This window comes from Pararhizobium sp. LjRoot255 (assembly GCF_964252905.1).
Taxonomy (GTDB): domain Bacteria; phylum Pseudomonadota; class Alphaproteobacteria; order Rhizobiales; family Rhizobiaceae; genus Pararhizobium.
The window spans coordinates 2,929,413-2,950,884 of sequence record NZ_CAXUPQ020000001.1; the positions used below are offsets into that span (position 1 = coordinate 2,929,413).

General features: G+C 62.2%; 19 protein-coding genes. 12 read left to right on the forward strand and 7 right to left on the reverse strand.

Features of this window, described 5'->3' with window-relative positions; translation table 11 throughout:
- The first annotated feature begins 166 nt into the window (after positions 1-166).
- Positions 167-1,573 carry an MATE family efflux transporter gene (locus ACSQ2W_RS14145; protein WP_436086809.1) on the forward strand — a complete coding sequence of 469 codons (1,407 nt, stop codon included), beginning with the start codon at positions 167-169 and terminating at the stop codon, positions 1,571-1,573.
- A 50-nt stretch (positions 1,574-1,623) separates the two neighbouring features.
- Here ACSQ2W_RS14145 and carA read toward each other — a convergent pair whose 3' ends face one another.
- Complete coding sequence (carA, locus tag ACSQ2W_RS14150; protein WP_436086810.1) at positions 1,624-2,829, reverse strand: glutamine-hydrolyzing carbamoyl-phosphate synthase small subunit; 1,206 nt, start codon at positions 2,827-2,829, stop codon at positions 1,624-1,626.
- A gap of 281 nt (positions 2,830-3,110) precedes the next feature.
- On the opposite strand from carA, the gene ACSQ2W_RS14155 reads away from it, so the two are divergent.
- Positions 3,111-3,569, forward strand: coding sequence for a GatB/YqeY domain-containing protein (locus ACSQ2W_RS14155; protein ID WP_436086811.1), 459 nt, complete (start codon positions 3,111-3,113; stop codon positions 3,567-3,569).
- Here the strand turns inward: ACSQ2W_RS14155 and ACSQ2W_RS14160 are convergent.
- Complete coding sequence (locus ACSQ2W_RS14160) at positions 3,544-4,431, reverse strand: hypothetical protein (protein ID WP_436086812.1); 888 nt, start codon at positions 4,429-4,431, stop codon at positions 3,544-3,546. The two genes, ACSQ2W_RS14155 and ACSQ2W_RS14160, sit on opposite strands and share 26 nt — an antisense overlap.
- 184 nt (positions 4,432-4,615) lie before the next feature.
- Between ACSQ2W_RS14160 and dnaG the strand changes: the two genes are divergently transcribed.
- The gene (gene dnaG / locus ACSQ2W_RS14165; RefSeq protein ID WP_436086813.1) at positions 4,616-6,613 is read left to right on the forward strand and encodes a DNA primase; all 1,998 of its coding nucleotides are present in this window, start codon (positions 4,616-4,618) and stop codon (positions 6,611-6,613) included.
- A gap of 11 nt (positions 6,614-6,624) precedes the next feature.
- Here dnaG and ACSQ2W_RS14170 read toward each other — a convergent pair whose 3' ends face one another.
- Positions 6,625-7,737, reverse strand: a complete 1,113-nt coding sequence (locus tag ACSQ2W_RS14170) for an acyltransferase family protein (protein WP_436086814.1) — start codon at positions 7,735-7,737, stop codon at positions 6,625-6,627.
- A 204-nt stretch (positions 7,738-7,941) separates the two neighbouring features.
- On the opposite strand from ACSQ2W_RS14170, the gene ACSQ2W_RS14175 reads away from it, so the two are divergent.
- Positions 7,942-8,577 (forward strand): LysE family translocator, encoded by a 636-nt coding sequence (locus ACSQ2W_RS14175; RefSeq protein ID WP_436086815.1) that lies wholly within the window; start codon positions 7,942-7,944, stop codon positions 8,575-8,577.
- A 200-nt stretch (positions 8,578-8,777) separates the two neighbouring features.
- Here ACSQ2W_RS14175 and ACSQ2W_RS14180 read toward each other — a convergent pair whose 3' ends face one another.
- Complete coding sequence (locus ACSQ2W_RS14180; RefSeq protein WP_436086816.1) at positions 8,778-9,404, reverse strand: hypothetical protein; 627 nt, start codon at positions 9,402-9,404, stop codon at positions 8,778-8,780.
- Between the two features lie 308 nt (positions 9,405-9,712).
- Here ACSQ2W_RS14180 and recQ point away from each other — a divergent pair, with 308 nt between their 5' ends.
- Entirely contained in the window at positions 9,713-11,572 is a 1,860-nt protein-coding gene (gene recQ / locus ACSQ2W_RS14185; protein ID WP_436086817.1) for a DNA helicase RecQ, read from the forward strand.
- Positions 11,573-11,580: 8 nt separating this feature from the next.
- On the opposite strand, the gene ACSQ2W_RS14190 is transcribed toward recQ, so the two are convergent.
- Entirely contained in the window at positions 11,581-12,351 is a 771-nt protein-coding gene (locus tag ACSQ2W_RS14190; RefSeq protein ID WP_436086818.1) for an SDR family oxidoreductase, read from the reverse strand.
- A 247-nt stretch (positions 12,352-12,598) separates the two neighbouring features.
- Here ACSQ2W_RS14190 and ACSQ2W_RS14195 point away from each other — a divergent pair, with 247 nt between their 5' ends.
- The 6 genes from ACSQ2W_RS14195 (at position 12,599) to ACSQ2W_RS14220 (ending at position 19,878) form a co-directional block, all read left to right on the forward strand.
- Positions 12,599-13,786, forward strand: coding sequence for a glycine C-acetyltransferase (locus ACSQ2W_RS14195; protein ID WP_436086819.1), 1,188 nt, complete (start codon positions 12,599-12,601; stop codon positions 13,784-13,786).
- A 188-nt stretch (positions 13,787-13,974) separates the two neighbouring features.
- Positions 13,975-15,009: an L-threonine 3-dehydrogenase gene (gene tdh / locus ACSQ2W_RS14200; protein WP_436086820.1), complete on the forward strand. Its 1,035-nt coding sequence runs from the start codon at positions 13,975-13,977 to the stop codon at positions 15,007-15,009.
- 509 nt (positions 15,010-15,518) lie between these two features.
- A complete protein-coding gene (rpoD, locus tag ACSQ2W_RS14205) occupies positions 15,519-17,570 on the forward strand; it encodes an RNA polymerase sigma factor RpoD (protein ID WP_436086821.1) in 2,052 nt (683 codons plus the stop codon).
- A 357-nt stretch (positions 17,571-17,927) separates the two neighbouring features.
- Complete coding sequence (locus ACSQ2W_RS14210) at positions 17,928-18,221, forward strand: GYD domain-containing protein (protein WP_436086822.1); 294 nt, start codon at positions 17,928-17,930, stop codon at positions 18,219-18,221.
- 63 nt (positions 18,222-18,284) lie between these two features.
- Positions 18,285-18,662 (forward strand): DUF427 domain-containing protein, encoded by a 378-nt coding sequence (locus ACSQ2W_RS14215; RefSeq protein WP_436086823.1) that lies wholly within the window; start codon positions 18,285-18,287, stop codon positions 18,660-18,662.
- Positions 18,663-18,711: 49 nt separating this feature from the next.
- Positions 18,712-19,878, forward strand: coding sequence for a DUF930 domain-containing protein (locus ACSQ2W_RS14220; RefSeq protein ID WP_436086824.1), 1,167 nt, complete (start codon positions 18,712-18,714; stop codon positions 19,876-19,878).
- Positions 19,879-19,899: 21 nt separating this feature from the next.
- On the opposite strand, the gene ACSQ2W_RS14225 is transcribed toward ACSQ2W_RS14220, so the two are convergent.
- Positions 19,900-20,358 (reverse strand): SRPBCC domain-containing protein, encoded by a 459-nt coding sequence (locus tag ACSQ2W_RS14225; RefSeq protein ID WP_436086825.1) that lies wholly within the window; start codon positions 20,356-20,358, stop codon positions 19,900-19,902.
- A gap of 64 nt (positions 20,359-20,422) precedes the next feature.
- Here ACSQ2W_RS14225 and ACSQ2W_RS14230 point away from each other — a divergent pair, with 64 nt between their 5' ends.
- Positions 20,423-20,746, forward strand: a complete 324-nt coding sequence (locus ACSQ2W_RS14230; RefSeq protein WP_436086826.1) for an ArsR/SmtB family transcription factor — start codon at positions 20,423-20,425, stop codon at positions 20,744-20,746.
- 17 nt (positions 20,747-20,763) lie between these two features.
- Here the strand turns inward: ACSQ2W_RS14230 and ACSQ2W_RS14235 are convergent, their stop codons facing one another.
- Positions 20,764-21,216 (reverse strand): VOC family protein, encoded by a 453-nt coding sequence (locus ACSQ2W_RS14235; RefSeq protein WP_436086827.1) that lies wholly within the window; start codon positions 21,214-21,216, stop codon positions 20,764-20,766.
- Positions 21,217-21,472 lie beyond the last annotated feature (256 nt).

Here is a 21,472-nt window from a genome sequence, read left to right on the forward strand (position 1 = left end):
GCCCGCGCGAAAACGCCCGCAAAATGATCAATTTTTGTGATGCTTAGATGAAAAAATAAGCGCTTTGGTGTTTGTTGCTGGTGCTTTACCGGTGGTTGCTTTATTTCGGTCTCTTCCGTTATGCGGCCCATTCCGGCTGCGACGAAGCCAAGGGCTCAAATCTCACATGTTGACTTCGACCCAAACGCAGACGGGCGTCCGCACCGACAATTCCTGGCCTTCGCATTACCGGGCGAGCATTGCGCTCGGCGTGCCTTTCGTCGGCGCGCAACTTGCGCAGTTCGCCATCCATGCGACGGACGTGCTGATGGTCGGCCGGCTCGGCACGACGGAGCTTGCGGCGATGGTTCTCGCCGCCCAGACGTTCTTCACCGTCTTCATCTTCGGCTGCGGCTTTGCCAATGCCGTGATCCCCGTGGTTGCACAGGCGCAGGGCCGCGGCGACCGCGTCGCGGTCCGTCGCGCCGTGCGCATGGGCATGTGGGCGGTGCTCGGCTATGGCGTGCTGACTGCACCTTTGTTGTGGCATGCCGAAACGGTGCTGCGTGCCATGGGCCAGCAGCCGGCGGTGGCGGCTCTCGCGGGCAACTATCTGCGGGTCGCGCTGTGGGGCATGTTCCCGGCGCTGTTGTTCATGGTGCTGCGCGGCTTCCTGAGTGCGCTCGAGCGGGCGGGCGTCATCCTTTACGTCACGATTGCCATCCTCGTCGCCAATGCCGCGCTCTGCTACGTCTTCATCTTCGGCCATTTCGGCGCGCCGGCGCTTGGCATCGTCGGCGCTGCGATTTCGGCGCTGGCGGTCAATACGCTGAGCTTCGTGCTGCTCTTTGCCTATATCCAGATCACGGCGGAAACCCGTGGCTACGAGATATTCGTTCGCTTCTGGCGCTCCGACTGGCCGGTCCTGAAGGAGGTCGTCAAGCTCGGGCTGCCGATCGCGATCACCATCCTTGCCGAAGTCAGCCTGTTCACGGTCGCCTCGCTGCTGATGGGCATGATCGGCACCGTCGAGCTTGCCGCCCATGGCATCGCGCTGCAGTTCGCCTCCATCGCCTTCATGGTGCCGCTCGGCCTCGCGCAGGTGGCGACGGTCAGGATCGGTCTCGCCCATGGCCGCCGCGATGCGGAAGGCATCAAGCGGGCGGCGATAGCGGTCCTCGTGCTCGGCTCAGCCTTCTCCCTCATCAGCAGCGCCGTCTTCGCGCTTTTCTCGCATGAGCTTGCCGCGCTCTATCTCGATACGCGGCGGCCGGATGCGGCCGAGGTTCTCGCCTATGCCGGGCCGCTGATCGTGATTGCCGGCGCCTTCCAGCTGGTCGACGGCGTGCAGGCGCTGGCCGCCGGCATGCTGCGCGGGTTGAAGGATACGACGGTGCCGATGATCCTGGCGCTGGTCTCCTATTGGGCAATCGGCTTCGTCGCGGCCTATGTGCTGGCCTTCCACGCGGGCTTCGGCGGCGTCGGCGTCTGGTACGGTTTCGTCCTTGGCCTTGCCGCCGCCAGCATCTCGCTCACCTGGCGCTTCTTCCGCTTCCTGTCGCGGGAAAGGAAGACACTGGCACTGGCAGCGTGAACGAAAAGGCCCGCGTGATGCGGGCCTTTGCATGTGTGTCGCTGGGGTAATTACCGCTCCGCCAGAGCCGGTTCGCCCTTCTTTTCGCGCACCAGATTGATGAAGCGGCGGAAGAGGTAGTGGCTGTCCTGCGGGCCGGGGGAGGCCTCCGGATGGTGCTGGACGGAGAAGACCGGCTTGCCGGTGACGCGCAGGCCGCAATTGGTGCCGTCGAACAGCGAAACGTGAGTCTCCTCAACGCCTTCAGGCAGCGACTTGGAGTCGACTGCGAAGCCGTGGTTCATCGAGACGATTTCGACCTTGCCCGTCGTGTGGTCCTTGACCGGGTGGTTTGCGCCGTGGTGACCCTGATGCATCTTCTCGGTCTTGGCGCCGAGCGCCAGCCCCAGCATCTGGTGGCCGAGGCAGATGCCGAACAGCGGGATATCGCTCTTGATGAGGTCCTTGATCACCGGAACCGCATATTCGCCGGTCGCCGCCGGATCGCCCGGGCCGTTCGACAGGAAGATGCCGTCCGGCTTCTGCGCAAGCACTTCCTCGGCGCTGGTCGTCGCGGGCATGACAGTGACCTTGCAGCCGAGGCCGGCGAAGAGACGCAGGATGTTGCGCTTGACACCGAAATCGAGCGCCACGACGTGGTGCGTCGTCTCGGTTTCTGCCAACTCGTCATAGCCCTCGTCCCAGACCCAGGGCTTTTCGCTCCAGCGCGACGACTGGCCGGAGGAGGCAACCTTGGCAAGGTCGAGGCCCTCGAGGCCGCTCCAGGCTTTCGCTTCCGCCTTCAGTTCGTCGAGGTTGAAGACGCCGTTCGGATCGTGCGCGATCACCGCGTTCGGCGCGCCGTTCTCGCGGATCCATGCGGTCAGCGCCCGCGTGTCGATGCCGTAGAGGCCGATGATGCCGCGTGCCTTCAGCCAGGCGTCGAGGTGTTTTGCCGCGCGGTAGCTGGAAGGATCGGTGATGTCGGCCTTGAAGATGACGCCGACTGCGCCGTGGCGGGCTGCCGGCGTCAGGTCCTCGATGTCCTCGTCATTGGCGCCGATATTGCCGATATGCGGGAAGGTGAAGGTGACGATCTGGCCGAGATAGGAAGGGTCGGTCATGATCTCTTCGTAGCCGGTCAGCGCCGTGTTGAAGACCACTTCGGCCTGCACCTTGCCGGTGGCGCCGATGCCCTTGCCTTCGATGACTGTGCCATCGGCCAGAACGAGCAGGGCGGTTGGTTTTGCGGTGGTCCAGGGCGCGGTGCCGGTCATGTTCTTCATCCCGTTCAGGCGGCGCGTGGCAGACGTTCCATGGGACGCCGGCCGGCCGTTTTGGTTCGCAGGCGGGCAGAAGCGGGCGTTGGGCGCGCGCTGTCAGGCCTGGTCACGATGTTTGTGCAGGTGACGGTAAATAGCTGCCGCTTCGCGCAAGGTCAATCTTGAAGACGGACGGATAGGGCTTTTCCTTCAGCTTTTACCGGAGATTTGCGCAATTCGTTTGCTCCCGGCTGTCCGGCTGGTTTATGTAGCGCCATTCAACAGGAGTAAGGACAATGATGCGCGATCAACTCGCCGCCGCCCTCAAGGATGCGATGAAATCGAAGAACGCGGAGCGCCTTTCGACGATCCGTTTGGTTCAGGCCGAGATCAAGAGCCGCGACATCGCCAATCGCGGCGCCGGCAAAGGCGATGCCAGCGACGACGAAATTCTGCAGATCCTAGCAAAGATGGTCAAGCAGCGCGAGGAATCGGCAAAGATCTACGAAGAGAACGCCCGCCCCGAACTCGCTGCCAAGGAACGCGCCGAGATCGTCGTCCTCCAGGATTTCATGCCGAAGCAACTGTCGGAAGCGGACGTGCGGACCAACGTCGCCGCCGCGATCGCCGAAGCCGGCGCGGCCGGCCCGAAGGACATGGGCAAGGTCATGGCGGTGCTGAAGGAACGTTATGCCGGCCAGATGGATTTCGCCAAGGCGTCTTCTGTCCTCAAGGAACTGCTGTCAGCTCTCTGACCGGCGGCATTGACGCTGTCTCCCGATGGAAGACCGCGTCGATGATCGCGAATTTCTCGGCCTGGTAGATCAGGTACTCCTCGACGAAGCCCTGCGACAGCCACAGCACATTTTTGCCGGAGATCGTCTCGAAGCCCAGGCTGCCCGTCGCGGCGGCCCTGCGCATCAGCCGCTTCAGATGCGTCTGCGAGATCATGTAGCGCTGGCAGATATCCGCCGACGAAATCGGACCGACCAGGGTGCGCGGCGCTTGCGGATCGAAATCGTCGATCATGGCGATGAAACCATCCATGACCACGCCGCCGGAATTGGCCCAGGTGAACAGGTTGAACGTCTCGCCGGGATTGCGAACCTCAGGGCTTTCCAGAATTCCCTGCGCTATGGCGGGCTGAAGCCGGGCAAAAAGCCCCGGTTCCTCCGCCAGTTTCGCCGCTCTTGCGCCGCCGTCCAGATGATCGAGGATGGCGAGGTGGGCATAGAGCCACTTCACCACCGATTGCACGGCCACATCCGTCGGCTCCAGCGGCCGCATGCGATTGTCCGGCGGGTTGTCGCTATGGCGGGCGAAGCGATAGGCGAGCATTTCCTGGAGGAAGGCGGCGGCGGTGTTGCGGCTGGCAATGCCGTGTTCCACCGCGGCCGCGACGAAACGTCCGATGTAAAGCCCCTTGGCGGGGTCGTTCGGGTCACGCCGGTAGTGCAGCGATATCCCGAGTTGCGCCATCAGCCAGCGCTGATGCGAGGCAAAGATCGACGTCAGCCGTGGGTTCTCGTCGAACATCGCCGTCAGTTCGGTGGCGAGCAGGCGCATGGCGATAAAGAAGGCGCTGCTTTTGGCAAGATCACGGGCTGCGAAAGTCATCAGGCGGGTTCCGGGAGGAAGATTGGCAATTCATGTCTTGGCTGACGTTTTGTAGCAACTTTTTATTCTAGGTCGTCTAGCGGCTCTCGATCTCTCGTCAAGCTGTGAATTGCGGGTATGATGCATAGCCTTGCTGGCGTGGGCCGCGATTGCCGCCTATATGGAAGCCAGCCCAGAGGTATTCATGCGTTTTTCCAATTCCTTCCTCGACGAGATCCGTGACCGCGTGCCGATATCGGACGTGATCGGCAAGCGCGTCACCTGGGACCGCAAGAAGACCAATGCCTCGAAGGGCGATTATTGGGCCTGCTGCCCGTTCCATGGCGAAAAATCGCCGAGCTTTCATTGCGAGGACCGTAAGGGCCGCTACCATTGTTTCGGCTGCGGCGTGTCGGGCGATCATTTCCGCTTCCTGACCGATCTCGACGGCATGGCTTTTCCGGAAGCCGTGCAGCAGATCGCCGACCTTGCCGGCATCGCCATGCCGCAGCCCGATATCGAGGCCGAGAAGCGCGACCGCCAGCGCACCGGCCTGCAGGACGTCATGGAAATGGCGACGCAGTTCTTCGAGGCGCAGCTGCAGACCGCAAACGGCGCGAAGGCGAGGGCCTATCTGCGCGATCGTGGCCTGACCGGCCGCACGATCGAGACCTTCCGCCTCGGCTATGCGCCCGAAAGCCGCAACGCGCTGAAGGAACATCTGGCCGGCAAGGGCGTGCCTAAGGACGAGATCGAGGCCTGCGGCCTGGTCGTCCACGGCCCGGACATCCCGGTCTCCTACGACCGCTTCCGCGACCGCATCATGTTCCCGATCCTGTCGTCGCGGGAAAAGGTCATCGCCTTTGGCGGCCGCGCCATGTCGCCGGATGCACCTGCCAAGTATCTCAATTCCAACGAGACCGAGCTCTTCCACAAAGGCAACGTGCTCTATAATTTCGCCCGTGCACGGCGCGCGATGTCCGGCGCTGACGGCGCCGGGACCATTATCGCCGTCGAAGGCTATATGGACGTGATCGCGCTGCATCAGGCCGGCATCGAGAATGCCGTAGCGCCACTCGGCACGGCGCTCACCGAAAACCAGATGGCACTCCTGTGGAAGCTGACGCAGCAGCCCGTCCTCTGCTTCGACGGCGACGGCGCCGGCGTCCGCGCCGCCAACCGGGCGGTCGATCTCGCCCTGCCGCATCTGAAGCCCGGTTTTTCCGTGCGCTTTGCCATGCTGCCGGACGGCAAGGACCCGGACGATCTCGTCCGCCACGAGGGCCGCGCGCCCTTCGACAAGGTGATGGCCTCGGCGCGGTCGCTATCGGAAATGGTCTGGCTGCGCGAGGCGCAGGCCGGCTCCTTCGATACGCCGGAGAGCCGCGCCCAGCTTGAGGCGACGTTGAAGCAGGTGGTGTCTGTCATCGCCGATGAAAACGTCCGCCGCCATTACGGCCAGGATATCCGCGACCGGCTCAATCAGTTTTTTCAAGGCGCGTCGCGCCGCGAGGGCGGCCAGCGAAATTTCGACCGCAACCAGCGTCAGGGCGGTGCAAACCGAAATGGCGGGCAGGGGCGCGGCGGCCAGCAGGGCGGGCGCACCTCCGAGCGAAGCGGCATCTCCGACCGGCTTGCGCGTTCATCGCTGGTCAGCGGCCATCAGGCTTTGCCGCCACTCAGAGAAAGCGTGCTGGCGCTCACCATCGTCAATCAACCGCAACTGCTGTTTGAGGAGTATGACGAGATCTCCGCGATCGACTACGACAACCGCGACCTGCAGCGCTTCTGGTCGTCGGTGCTCAATGCCGCCGCTGCCAGGGGGCCGCGCCTGTCGCGGGAAAACCTCGTCGAGCAGCTGGAGGCCGAAGGTTTTGGCGACCTGCTGAAATCGCTCGACCAGCAGATCCGCTTTGCCCGCCTCTGGACGGCAACGACCGCCGCAGCCCCTGAGGATGCGCGCGAAGGCTATATCCAGGCGCTGTCGCTGCACAAGCGCACCAAGGCGCTGCTCTGGCAGCGCCGCGAACTCGAAAGCGAACTCGCCTATGCCACCGAAGAGGGCGACGACGACGCCGTCAGCCAGATCCTGCGCAACCTGCAGGAGGTCCAGCTGGAAGTGACGCGGCTGGAAAACCAGGAAGCCATCATCGACGGTTTCGGCGTGCTGTCGGGACGGGTGAAGGGGCCGGCGGGGAAGTAGTCCATTCCCTGTCAGGCGGTTACAGCCTGCCTGCTCCGCCCGATGTTGCGGCCATACCGATGGAACGGCAACTCGATGAAGACGTATGAGATCCGCGAGATCACGAGGGCGCCGACCAGGGTTGCAAAAACGAGGACCGCGAACTGCGGCCAGGGCTCCTTGATGCCGAGGGCCTGGACCGCTTGCAGCATCAGGATCAACACGATCATGTGGGACAGGTAGACCGAATAGGCCATGTTGCCGACCCACTGCAGCGGCCGGGCATTCGCCGCTCGGCTGAAAAGTGCGGCCACCCCGCCTTTCTTTTCCCGGGCGCAGATCACCAGCATGATGACCGTTGCCCAGATCAGATAGGGCAGAACGCTGACGGATCGCTGCAGGACCAATCCCGCCAGGACGAGCGCCCAGACCTTCACGACCGGTATCAACCGCACCGGATGACCTTCTTTTTCCCTGTATTTCATGAAGTAGAATGTCGCGATCCCGAGGGTGAAATCGATAAGCCATCCACCGATGAAGCTTTCCGGCATGCGCGGCAGGATCAAGGCAACAATGACGACGCCGATAAGCAGCAGCCCGATACGGATGGCATTCATCCTCGTTGTCAGGAGGGCGATGAAAAACGGCGCTATCAGATAATATTGCCACTCCAGCGATATGCTCCAGGCCTGTCCAAGAAAGGCGTAGTCGGTCGAGGGCAGCAGGCGCGGCGGCACCAGACCATGCAGCGCCGGCAAGTGCGCAGCGACATGCCAAGGCCAATAGGTCATCGTGTCGGTCGCGATCTTTATTCTCGCCGCCTGCATCGCGCCGGCAGATGCATGTACCCAGGTTTCGAGAGCGAGATTTGCCAGGAGGACTGAGAGCGCCAGGTAAAACAGGTAGACCGGGAAAATCCGGAATGCGCGCCGCGTGATGTAGAGACCGTAGCTCTCCTGCTTTTTGTCGATCAACGCTGCGATTGCAAAGCCGCTCAGGAGGATGAACACGGTGACTGCGTAGAAATTATAGAGCTTCGCTTCGATAAGCCGTCCGTGCAAGGCTGACGCGGTCGCCACGTGCCCGACCACGACCCATATTGCCAAGACCCCGCGCAGGGCTTCAAATTCTTTTACGTAGCGCATCAAACCACCGTTTGTTGATCCCGTTACGCCAGCCTTATCGTGATGCACTGCAGCAATTTTTAGTCAACGTGAGAGATTTATGCATGGTTTGTGGAAACGCGGCTGCCGAACTTGAGGCCCCGACGAGCAAGGTGACCTCTTGCCGACCGGCCAGCGAATTGCAAAAGTCACTTACGAGAGCCGTTTTCATAAGGAGTGGAACTTATGACTGAAATCACCTTGCTGGCTTTCTCACTCGTCTCGTTCATCGGCATCGCCACGCCCGGCCCGACGGTGCTTCTGGCGCTGACCAACGGTTCGCGCTTCGGCGTCCGTCGCGCCCTCGTCGGCATGATCGGCGCGGTCCTGTCCGACTTCGCTCTGATCAGCGCCGTCGCGCTTGGCCTTGGGGCGCTGCTGGCCGCCTCCGAATTCTGGTTTTCCGTCGTCAAATGGATCGGCGCCGGTTATCTCGCCTTTCTCGGCATCATGCTGCTGCGCTCGAAGGGCTCCTTGAACGAGACGTTGCATGGCCCGGCGGAGAACGGCTTGGGATCGCCGCGCTCGATCTTCCTGAAAAGTTTCCTGGTCGCGGTCACCAATCCCAAGGGCTATCTGTTCTTCTCGGCCTTTCTGCCCCAGTTCATCGTGCCGAGCGAACCGCAGGTCCCGCAATATGCCCTTCTCGCCCTCGTCTTCGCGGTCATCGATTTTCTCGTCATGTTCGGCTATGCGGCGCTCGGTTCGCAGGCCGTGCGCGTGCTGAAGACGTCCGGCGCGCTGTGGCTCGACCGCATCTGCGGCGGTGCTCTCCTGGCGCTCGCCGGTTCGCTGGCGTTCTATCGGCGTGCGACCGCGTGACAGGCGGGCGCAAGCTTCCGAGATTTCACCTGAGACCGAATATGGGATCACCGAAGAAAGCGACGACGACCGTCAGCCAGATTCTCCGCGACCTGCAGGAGGGCCAGCTGAAAGTGATGCGGCAAGCATGCCCGGCACCCACGGCCGGGGGCCGGTAACATGTCATGGAATGGGCGTGTCGGCGTGATCGACTTTGATGCTTAGTTTGCGGCGAAGCAGTAGAAAAGTCCGTCGCCGCCTGTGCTTTTGAATGCCTCCTGGGTGCAGCCACCACGCGTCGCGTGGGAAGAGTTCCAGGATTTGGCTGCCGCGGAATCGTCGAGGCCTGTGCGGTCGCTGTGGCCGACGATCGCCGCGCCGTCAGCACCGCCCATCGTCCAATTGCCACAGGTCTCCGGTGCTGCGGTGCCATCTGGTAGCGATCCGGTCAGGATGTCGTGGCGATTCGGCGTGTCGCCGCGCCCGTTGATGACTTCGCCTTTTTCGTTGAGCGCCGTCTGCTTGGTCAGATTGCTCGCGTCGCCGTGCAGCGCGGCAACATCGTCGGCGATTTTTTCGCCCTTCGCGTTGTACCAGGGGCCTGTGCCGATGCGGTCCTTGGCGTTTTCGGTATCGGTGGAAAGATAAGCCTTCCAGTTCTTGCCGGTCGATCCGCTGGGGGTTGCGAGCGTGTTGCAATAGGCATCGGCGCCGGCAAGCCCACCAAGATCACCCCCCTTGCCGGGGTTGGCGCTGGTGACGAAGAAGCTCATGCTGGTGTCCTGCGCGTACGCCCCTGCGAACGATAAGGCCAAGGCCGTCGCGGCAAGTGCAAGCCTGCGTTTCATCGGTTCTCTCCCTGGTTCGGATTTCGAGCGGGAAAGTCTAGAGCGGCCAAAGATCTGAGTAAAAACGAAATGTCGTGATGAGCGGTGAGGAGCTGACACACGCACACACCCAAATACCTTCCCGGCACGAGATTTAGATCAAGACGCGAGGAGGGATGGATCGACTTGCGTTGGCTTCTGGGAGTGCGATGCAAGGAAAAATAGGAGGGGGGACACCGCCCTCGGCCGCTTTGCGATAGCTGGAGATTGAAGCTCGCGCCCACCCTTGCACCTGTGCCATAGTGCGCGTCTCCCACGAAAGCGATTCCATGCCGCAAGACCAATCCCGCATCGATCCCTTGTTCGATAACGCAGGCGCGAAAAACCCGCTCGCCGTCCTGAAATCCGTCTACGGCTATTCGGCCTTTCGCGGCAAGCAGGCGGCCGTGGTCGAACGGGTGGTGGCGGGCGGCGATGCCGTCGTCTTGTTTCCGACCGGTGCCGGAAAATCGCTCTGCTTCCAGATCCCGGCGCTCTGCCGCGATGGCGTCGGCATCGTCGTCTCGCCGCTGATTGCGCTCATGCGTGATCAGGTGGAGGCGCTGAAGCAGCTCGGCGTCAGGGCGGCGGCCCTCAACTCGTCGCTGACGCGCGAGGAATTCCTCGATGTCCGCCGGGCGATTGCCAACGGCGAACTCGATCTTCTCTACGTCACGCCCGAGCGCATCGTCACGCCGGCCTTCAAGGAGATGATCGGCACTACGCGGATCGCCCTCTTTGCCATCGACGAAGCGCACTGCGTCTCCCAATGGGGCCATGATTTTCGCCCGGAATACCGGGAATTGGGCCAGCTTGCCGAGCATTATCCCGGCGTGCCGCGCATGGCGCTGACGGCAACGGCCGATCCGCATACCCGCGAAGACATCATCGACAGGCTCGGCCTGCGCGGGGCGCACGTCTTCACCACCTCGTTCGACCGCCCCAACATCGCCTACGAAATCGTCGAGCGCGACCAGCCGCGCCAGCAATTGCTGCGGTTCCTCTCCCGCCACACGGGCTCGAGCGGCATCGTCTATTGCCTGTCGCGCGCCAAGGTCGAGGACACGGCCGAATGGCTGAACGGACAGGGTATCCGCGCGCTCGCTTATCACGCCGGCATGGACCGCACTGTCCGCGACGCCAATCAGGACGCGTTCCTGAAGGAGGAAGACCTCTGCCTTGTCGCCACCGTCGCCTTCGGCATGGGGATCGACAAGCCGGACGTGCGCTACGTCGCCCATCTCGATCTGCCGGGTTCGGTCGAGGCCTATTACCAGGAAACCGGCCGTGCCGGGCGCGACGGGCTGCCGTCCGATGTCTGGATGGCCTATGGCATGGCCGATGTCATCCAGCGCGGCCGGATGATCGACGAGGGCGGCTCGGCTGACGAAATCAAGCGGGTCGAGCGCGCCAAGCTCAACGCCCTGCTCGCCATCTGCGAGACGCCGACCTGCCGAAGGCAAGCCATTCTTGCCCATTTCGGCGAGGCGCATGGCGGCAATTGCGGCAACTGCGACACCTGCATCAAACCCGTCGAGACCTGGGACGGCACGGACGCCGCCATCAAGGCGCTGGCCGCGATCTATCGCACCGGTGAACGCTTCGGCACCGGCCATCTGATCGACGTGCTCATCGGCACCGTCAACGAGAAGACGACGCGCTTCGGCCATGCCGACATGCCGGTGTTCGGCGTCGGCAAGGACATTCCGTCGAAGACCTGGCAGTCGGTTTACCGTCAATTGCTCGCCGCCGGCTTCGTCAGCGTCGATCACCAGGCATTTGGCGCGCTGAAACTGCAGCCGGAGGCGCGCGCCGTCTTCAAGCATGAACGCGAAGTCCGCTTCCGCAAGGACCGCCCGACGACGGCCAAGGCGCAACGCACGGCCAAGTCCGGCAACGGCGCTGCGGCGCGAATCGATCTCTCGGATCGAGATCACGGGCTTTTCCAGAAACTGAGAGCGCTCAGGGCCTCCATCGCCAAGGACATGAACGTCCCGCCTTACGTCATTTTTCCGGATACGACGCTGATGGCGCTCGCCAAGGAACGGCCGACAAGGGGCGACGACCTTCTCGGCATCCCCGGCATCGGCCAGACCAAACGCGATCGTTATGGCGATGTATTCCTCGACGTGATCCGCAACGACGGCTGAAGCGCCGGTTACATCCTGACCGTCATGCCGCCATCGACGGTCAGCACATGGCCGTTGACGAAGGAGGCAGCGTCGCTGGCGAGGAAAAGGGCCGCACCGGCGATCTCGTCCGGCCGGCCCCAGCGCTCAACCGGGATGCGCTGGCGCACGAAGGGCATCAGGTCCTCGTCAGCGGCCAGCGCCGCATTGGTTTCCGTCGCAAACCAGCCCGGCGCGATGGCATTGCTGGTGATGCCGTAAGGTCCGTATTCCACCGCCATCGCCCGCATCAGCCCGGTCAGCCCCTGTTTGGCGACGGGGTAGATGCCGTCGCCCGGCAAGGCGACATGGCCGTTGATCGAGGTGATCGAAATCAGCCGCCCATGGCCGTGCCGCTTCATGATCGCGGCCGCATCGCGCGCGAGTGTCGTTGCCGCGATCAGGTCGGTGCGGATCAGTTCGATGATCGCCTCGTCGTCGAACTCCGCCAGCGGCCGCCGGTCGCGCGCGCCGACATTGTTGACGAGGATGTCGAGCCGGTGATGGCTGCGCTCGATATCGGCGAGCGCCGCGCGCTGCGCTTGCCGCTCGGTGATGTCGAAGGCGGCGGCCTCGGCGCTGCCGCCTGTGGCCGCGATCCGGCCTACGGCTTCCTCAAGCGTTTCCGCCGTGCGACCGTTGACAACGACATGCGCTCCCGCCTCGGCAAGCGCACGGGCGATCTCGAGTCCAAGCCCGCGCCCGCCGCCGGTCACCAGCGCCACCCGGCCCTTCAAGGAAAATCTGTCGAAGATGGTCATGGCTCCCTCGTCGCATAAAATACATTGCCCATCGACACTGAAATAGTTGACTCAGTCAACTAGCTTTTTCCGGCTCGCGTGTTTCCGGCCGGGCATGCTTCCTTGAAACAGCCAGCGCGCGGCCAGACAAGCCCCTTCGGCCCCGTCTCGCGGCAGCGCCGCGTGCCGCCGCCGTCTTCTGCTTTCTTCTGCGCGGGAATATGATAGGTCTCCATCGCAACCCGATCTCCGTTTGGAAAGCGCCGCCATGACATTAGCCTTCATCCAGCATCTCTCGTCCGAACTCGAAGGCCTGAAAGCCGCCGGTCTCTACAAATCCGAGCGGGTGATCACCTCGAAACAGGCAGGCGAGATCGAAGTTGCCTCGGGTGCCAGGGTCCTGAATTTCTGCGCCAATAACTATCTTGGTCTCGCCAACAACGAGGAACTCGCCGAGGCCGGCAAACAGGCGCTCGACCGCTACGGCTACGGCATGGCCTCCGTCCGCTTCATCTGCGGTACGCAGGAGGAGCACAAGCAGCTCGAAGCGCGCATCTCTTCCTTTCTCGGCATGGAGGACACGATCCTCTATTCTTCCTGCTTCGATGCCAATGGCGGCCTGTTCGAAACGCTGCTCAACGAAGAAGACGCGATCATCTCCGACGCGCTCAATCACGCCTCGATCATCGACGGCGTGCGGCTTTCCAAGGCCAAGCGCTTCCGCTACGCCAACAACGACATGGCCGCGCTCGAAGAGGAACTTAAGAAGGCCGAAGGCTCGCGCTTCAAGCTCGTCGCCACCGACGGCGTCTTCTCTATGGACGGCATCATCGCCAATCTGCAAGGCGTCTGCGATCTCGCCGAAAAATACGGTGCCATGGTCATGGTCGACGACAGCCACGCCGTCGGTTTCGTCGGCAAGCATGGCCGCGGCTCGGCCGAATATTGTGGCGTCGAGGGACGGGTGGATATCATCACGGGCACGCTTGGCAAGGCGCTCGGCGGCGCCTCCGGCGGCTACACCTCGGCGAGACGAGAAGTGGTGGAGTGGCTGCGCCAGCGCTCGCGGCCCTATCTCTTTTCCAACACGCTCGCCCCGGTCATTGCGGCCGCCTCGCTGAAGGTCTTCGACCTGATCGACAATGGCGACGCCCTGCGAGCGCGGCTCGAAGCCAATGCCGCGCTGTTCCGCACCGAAATGGGCAGGCTTGGCTTCAGACTTGCCGGCGAAGGCCATCCGATCATCCCGGTCATGCTCGGAGACGCGTCGCTGGCACAGGAAATGGCGGCAAGGATGCTGGAAAAAGGCGTCTACGTCGTCGGCTTCTCCTTTCCCGTCGTCCCCAAGGGCCAGGCCCGCATCCGCACCCAGATGTCGGCCGCCCACAGCGAGGCGGATGTCCGCCGTGCGATCGCGGTGTTCGAGGAGGTCGGCAGGGAACTGGGTGTGATTTGAGGAATTGCCCCTCATCCGGCCTGTCGGCCACCTTCTCCCCGAAAACGGGGAGAAGGGACAAGCCGCGGGTTTCGATGTTCGTATCAGTTGCATGCGGGCGGCAATCTCGATCATTCCCTCTCCCCGCCTGCGGGGAGAGGGCCAGGGTGAGGGGCAGCGCGCAGCGCATCGATATCTAAGGAATGAAAATGACCAACATGATGAAAGCCCTCGTTAAATCCAAGCCGGAAGTCGGCCTCTGGATGGAGCATGTGCCGGTGCCGGAGCCCGGCCCGAATGACGTGCTGATCAAGGTGAAGAAATCCGCGATCTGCGGCACCGATGTGCACATCTGGAACTGGGATCAGTGGGCGCAGAAGACCATTCCGGTGCCGATGGTCGTCGGTCATGAGTTCGTCGGCGAGATTGCTCAGATCGGCTCGGCGGTGACCAAATACCATGTCGGCGAGCGCGTCTCGGGCGAGGGCCACATCGTCTGTGGCAAATGCCGCAACTGCCGTGCGGGCAGGGGACATCTCTGCCGCAACACCCTCGGCGTCGGCGTCCACCGGCCCGGCTCCTTCGGCGAGTATGTCTGCATTCCCGAATACAATGTCGTGGCGATCCCCGACGAGGTGCCGGACGAGATCGCCGCGATCTTCGATCCCTTCGGCAACGCCGTGCACACCGCGCTCTCCTTCGATCTGGTCGGCGAGGATGTGCTCGTCACCGGCGCCGGCCCGATCGGCATCATGGGCGCCATGGTCGCCAAGCGCTCCGGCGCGCGCAAGGTCGTCATCACCGATATCAACCCGGTGCGGCTGGCGCTCGCCGAAAAGGTGGGCATCGATTATGTCGTCGATGCCTCGAAGGAGAATCTGGCGGATGTGATGACCCGGATCGGCATGACCGAAGGTTTCGATGTCGGGCTCGAAATGTCCGGTGCCGCACCGGCCTTCCGCGACATGATCGACAAGATGAACAATGGCGGCAAGATCGCCATCCTCGGCATCGCGCCGACCGGCTTCGAGATCGACTGGAACAAGGTCATCTTCAAGATGCTCAACCTGAAAGGCATCTACGGCCGCGAGATGTTCGAGACCTGGTACAAGATGATCGCCTTCGTGCAAGGCGGGCTCGATCTCTCGCCGATCATCACCCACCGCATCGGCATCGACGATTTCCGCGATGGTTTCGAGGCGATGCGCTCGGGCAATTCCGGCAAGGTGGTGATGGACTGGTAGGACTTGCAATCACGTCCGGCTGCGTCATCTCTCAGCGGGATGAGGAAAAGTGCGGGGCGGCGACCGCGATGCGAGCGCTGTCACGTCGTCCGGTTATCTCTCTGTGGAGATTCTCCGGACCCTTGTCTTTTTATGAACAGTTCCTACATTTCCGCCAGTGAACTGAATCTTTGAAGCGATGAGCTTGATTCAGCCTTTTTTGCCGTTTTGAACGGTTTTTCGCCGGAAATGCTTGACGGGACCGAAAATTGTGGGAATCACCATTTCTAATACAGTAGGTGAAATGGGTACGGCGGATACGATCATCATGCAAATGATGTCTAACCGGCGACGCTGTCGCAGCTGGCCGGTCTAACCTCGGTGTGACTATCGTGGTTAAGCAGGAATTAAAGGTCATCCCGTTACGTCAGGGGTAATGATTCGCGGTGGGAGCGATTGACGCGCCCGAGCCTCGAAAAAGTTTTGCACCGCTCACGCGTTGAATGCTGTCCAAGGAAAGCGACGAATACATGGCAACCAAAGTCAAAGAGAACGAAGAAGCAGAAGCCGAACGCGAAGGCGCACCCGACGGCCCGCTTCTCGATCTCTCGGATGACGCGGTCAAGAAAATGATCAAGGCCGCCAAGAAGCGCGGCTACGTCACCATGGACGAACTGAATGAAGTTCTGCCGTCCGATCAGGTCGATCCCGACCGGATCGAGGACATCATGGCGATGCTCAACGAAATGGGCATCAATGTCGTCGAGGACGAAGAAACCGAAGAGGGCGCTGCGGCCGCCGAGGAAGAAGACGGCGACGCCGACGCCGACAGCGAGGGCGGCGAACTTGCCCCGTCCGGCGGCACGGCCGTAGCGACTGCGAAAAAGAAGGAGCCGACCGATCGCACCGACGATCCGGTCCGCATGTACCTGCGCGAAATGGGCTCGGTCGAGCTTCTGTCGCGCGAGGGCGAAATCGCCATTGCCAAGCGCATCGAGGCTGGCCGCGAAACCATGATCGCCGGTCTCTGTGAGAGCCCGCTGACCTTCCAGGCGATCATCATCTGGCGCGACGAACTCAACGAAGGCAACACGCTGCTGCGCGAGATCATCGATCTCGAAACCACCTATTCCGGTCCGGAGGCAAAGGCCGCCCCGCAGTTCCAGAGCCCGGAAAAGATCGAGGCCGACCGCAAGGCTGCCGAAGAGAAGGAAAAGAACCGCCGGCCGCGCGCTGGCGACGACGACATCACCAATGTCGGCGGCGAAGGCCTGCCGCCGGAGGAAGAGGAAGAGGACGACGACGAATCGAACCTCTCGCTCGCCGCCATGGAAGCGGAACTGCGTCCGCAGGTCATGGAAACGCTCGACACCATCGCCGAGACCTACAAGAAGCTCAGGAAGCTGCAGGACCAGCAGGTCGAAGCCCGCCTCCAGGCGACCGGCACGCTGTCGCCCGCCCAGGAGCGCCGCTACAAGGAGCTGAAGGACGAGCTGATCACGGCGGTCAAGTCGCTGTCGCTCAACCAGAACCGCGTCGACAGCCTCGTCGAGCAGCTCTACGACATCAACAAGCGCCTCGTGCAGAACGAAGGCCGCCTGTTGCGTCTGGCTGAATCCTACGGCGTCAAGCGCGATAGTTTCCTCGAGCAGTATTCCGGCGCCGAGCTCGATCCGAACTGGATGAAGTCGATCGCGAACCTTGCGGCCAAGGGCTGGAAGGAATTTGCCAGGAACGAGAACACGATGATCCGCAACATCCGCGCCGAGATCCAGAATCTCGCCACGGAAACCGGCATCTCCATCTCCGAATTCCGCCGCATCGTGCATATGGTGCAGAAGGGCGAACGCGAAGCGCGCATCGCCAAGAAGGAAATGGTCGAAGCCAACCTGCGCCTCGTCATCTCCATCGCCAAGAAATATACGAATCGCGGCCTGCAGTTCCTCGATCTGATCCAGGAAGGCAATATCGGCCTGATGAAGGCAGTCGACAAGTTCGAGTACCGTCGTGGCTACAAGTTCTCGACCTATGCGACCTGGTGGATCCGGCAGGCGATCACCCGCTCGATCGCCGACCAGGCGCGCACGATCCGCATTCCGGTGCACATGATCGAGACGATCAACAAAATCGTCCGCACGTCGCGCCAGATGCTGCACGAGATCGGCCGCGAACCGACGCCGGAGGAACTGGCCGAAAAGCTCGCCATGCCGCTCGAAAAGGTCCGCAAGGTCCTGAAGATCGCCAAGGAGCCGATCTCGCTCGAAACGCCGGTTGGTGACGAAGAAGACAGTCATCTCGGCGATTTCATCGAGGACAAGAACGCGCTGCTGCCGATCGACGCTGCCATCCAGGCGAACCTGCGCGAGACGACGACCCGCGTTCTCGCCTCGCTCACCCCGCGCGAAGAGCGCGTCCTGCGCATGCGCTTCGGCATCGGCATGAACACCGACCACACGCTCGAGGAAGTCGGCCAGCAGTTCTCGGTCACCCGCGAACGTATCCGCCAGATCGAAGCCAAGGCGCTCCGCAAGCTCAAGCACCCGAGCCGCTCGCGCAAGCTGCGGAGCTTCCTTGATAGCTAAACGACAGCGGTAGTCGATTGAAAAAATGGAACCCGGTCGGTGAAAACTGGCCGGGTTTTTTCGTCAAGTCGCAAGCTGTTGATATCGGCGCCATTCATCCGTTGAGGTCGGTCAATTCCGCCTCCAATCGGTCGCCCCCCGCTCGCTCTGCTCACTCTTCCGATGACTTCGTCTTTCTTGTTCCCTCAGGCCGACAGGACTATACTTCTCTGCTTGCCAATACCTCGAGCTTTCATCGCGTGCGTTCTGTTGAGTGAAATCGGCCGTCCGCGTTGTGGATGGTTTGTCCGATGAGGCGGAGGCGGAGGCGTCAATCGCGGCGCCACTTTCACGGTCGTGCCGCATGGGAGGTGTGCTATGACCATGTATATCATGCTGATCAACTGGACGGACCAAGGTGTGAAGACCGTACGCGAGTCGCCGAAGCGTCTCGACGCGGCGAAGAAACTGCTGAGTGATATGGGCGGCTCGTTCAAGGATTTCTACCTGACCATGGGCGAATATGACATGGTGGCGGTCTGCGAAGCGCCCGACGACGCTGTTGCCGCGCGGTTCGCCCTGTCTATCGGGACGGCTGGCAATGTACGCACCCGCACATTGAAGGCCTTCCCCGAGGCAGCCTACCGCGAACTCATCAATTCGCTGGGCTAGGGCGAGCCTGACCGCCCGGACAAAACCGCAATGACGAAACCTGCGCCGGGCGAGGAGAACCATATGTCCGAAAAACCGATCAGGATACCTGGTCCGGACCATCCAATCACCATCACGCGGAACCCGGGCCGCGTGGTGGTGAAGGCGGGCGGAAAGACCCTTGCCGACAGCCGCAACGCCCTGACGCTGCGGGAATCCTCCTATCCACCGGTGCAGTATATTCCGCGCGCCGATGTTGATATGGCGCTGCTGGAGAGGACCGATCACGCCACCTATTGCCCTTACAAGGGCGATTGTTCCTATTTCAGCTTGCCTTCCGGCGGCGAACGGCTGCGGAATGCCATCTGGTCTTACGAGGCGCCGTACGATGCGATGAGCGCCATCAAGGATCATCTGGCCTTCTATCCCGACCGTTTCGAGATATCCGACAACGAGGGTTGAGCGGGGTACGTGCGTATGTTTCGCGCTCGCTAGGAACGCGTGAAGCCGCGTGCTACTGAACACCACGCCGGCCCTCGGGCTGGCCGAATTCCGTCCTTCCCATCTCCGGCCGGCCATGCTCCGGTCAGTATCCGGCCGTATCCACCCATTCATGCAGCAGACACTGGAAAAACGGCGGGGAAGTTTTGGTGCGGGGCTTTTCGCCTCCGTTGCGCTGCATGTCACTATTGCCGCACTGCTTCTCTTCCGCCTGCCGCCCGCCGCGCCGGAGCCGGAGAAGGAGGAGACCGTCAAGGTCGAGATGGTGCCGGAACCGGAGAAGAAACCGGAGAAGAAACCCGAGAAGAAACCGGCCGAGAAGCAGGTGGAAAAACCCGCCCGGCAACAGGCTCAAAGGCAAGCACAGAAGCCTGCGGAAAAGCCGCCTGCCAAGGCGACGTCGGAACAGAAAGCTGCCGAGGCTCGCAGGAGCCTGCCGCAGGCCTTCGAGTCCGCCTCGAAACAGGGCGAGAAGGAGCCCGCCGCCGGAACGCCGTCCGAGGACAAAGCCGACGGTGCGCCGGACGCGGCGTCGCAGGCCGAATCAGACAGGCCGGCAAGGACCGGCCAGCAGCCGAAACAGGACGCCAAATTGGCGGAGACGGCAAAAACGGCCAAGCCGCCCGAACTTGACCTGCCGCAGACGGCAACCGTCCGGCAGAGCATCAACGAAGGAACTGCCATCGAGCAGACGGTGCCGACGGCGGAAACGGCAAAGCCTGAAACCAGGCCCGATGGTTCGGAAGAGACCGCGATCGTCAGGGGCAAGTCGTCGGGCGAGCGCCCCAAGCCTTCATCCGACATGAGGAAAGCCAAGGAAATTTACTCGGCCGAGGCGCTCTCCGATCCGCGCGTCCGCCAGGCTCTCGGCAAGCTGCCGAAAGATCGGCGGATAGTGCAGATGTGCATGATCGAGGCGCTCGAGCAGATCAGGCGCGCCAGCCCGGATACGGTGCCGGAAGGGCTTTTCTTCGATCCGTCGAAAGACGCGTCACCGATCTCGGGCCAGACGCTGAATGCGACTGGCGCCGCCTATCGCAGCGGCCAGGCCTGGTACGACGTCGATTTTCAATGCACGGTAAACGACGAAGCCGACGCGATCACCGCGTTCAATTTCGCGATCGGCGGTGCCGTTCCCAAAGGCCAATGGAAGGCTCGGCAGTTTCCCGCGGATTGACCCGCCGCGCCGCCCGATCTGCTACTTGTAGAATCCCTCGCGCAGATTGATGCCATGCTCCAGCCAGACCTTCATGGCGCAGAGAGCCCCTGTCCAGCCCTCGCAATTGCTGTAGGAGCCCTTGAGCCCGCCGGCCGTCTCGCGCCAGCCTTCCTCGGAAATCGTCACCAGCGTTCGGCCGTTATCGACGGGCTCGAAGGTCATGGTGACGGTCGTATCGTAACCTGCGGTTTCGGCCGTGCCTTCATTGGCCGCCCATTGCAGCACGACCTTCTTGTCCTTCACGACATCGACCACCTTCACCGGAAAGGCGCCGGGAAAATCGTGAAAATCCCATGTGACGGTGGCGCCGGTCTCGAGCCGGCCCTTGGCGCCGCCGGTGGTGAAATAACGAGACAACTGGGCGGGATCGACGACCGCCGCGAAAACCTCTGAGACCGGCTTGGCGATCCGGCCGGCGACCTTGAATTTCAGTTCCATGATCTTTCCTCCTGTTTTCCTGTTCCGGCTTGTTCTCCGCTCCATTATGTTATAAAAACATAACATGTCAATCGATGAGAAAAACGACAGAATCTTCAAAGCCTTGGCCGCCTCCAGCCGGCGTGCGATGCTCGATATGCTGAAGGATCACCCGCAAACGACGGGCGAATTATGCGCGCGTTTTCCGGGCCTCGACCGCTGCACGGTGATGCAGCATCTCAAGGTTCTGGAGGAGGCGGACCTCGTCATCGTTAAACGCGAGGGCCGCGAGCGCTGGAACTATCTCAATCCGCTGCCGATCAAACAGATCCACGACCGCTGGATCGGTCCCTATGCCGCCCAGGCGGTGGACCTGCTCGGGCGGCTGAAGGAGGACATGGAGGGGTGAGGCTTTCGCGCGGCGCTTTAGCCTGCCGCAGCCTTCTCCAGCCCGGCCACGTCGATCTTCACCATCCGCATCATCGCGTCGGTGGCGCGTCTGGCCCGGGCCGGGTCCGGGTCGTTCAGAAGCTGCATCAGCGCATCGGGAATGATCTGCCAGCTGACGCCGAAGCGGTCGGTCAGCCAGCCGCATTGCTGCGGATGTCCGCCTTCCAGCAGCCGCTCCCAATAATAGTCGACCTCTGCCTGGTCGGCGCATTTGACGAAGAAGGAGATGGCCGGCGTGAAGTGATAATGCGGACCGCCGTTCAGCCCCATGAATTCCTGGCCTTCCAGTTCGAAGGCGGCGGTGAAGGTTTTCCCGTCCGGTCCGTGCTTGTGATAGGTCACTTTCGCATTTTTGAAGATCGACGTGTAGAACTCCAGCGCCTCGTCGAGCCGGTCGTCGAACCAGAGAAACGGCGTGATCTTTTGCATGCTCTTCTCCCTCCCTTGAGCTATGCGATTGATCTATGTCCCTTGCGCCCGCAATCAACCCGCACGATCGCCGAAACCCGCGGTCAACGCCCGTCCGCCTGAAAATTACGAGAACGGCAACGAAGGCTGAGCGGCCCGCCACAACCTTGCACGGCCGCAGGCACCGGGTGCCTGCGGCCGCCGTTCCCGTCTTGCTCGTCCTGCCGCCACCGCCTGTCGTGCGGCGCCGCCCCATCGCTAAAAAATCGGAAGCACG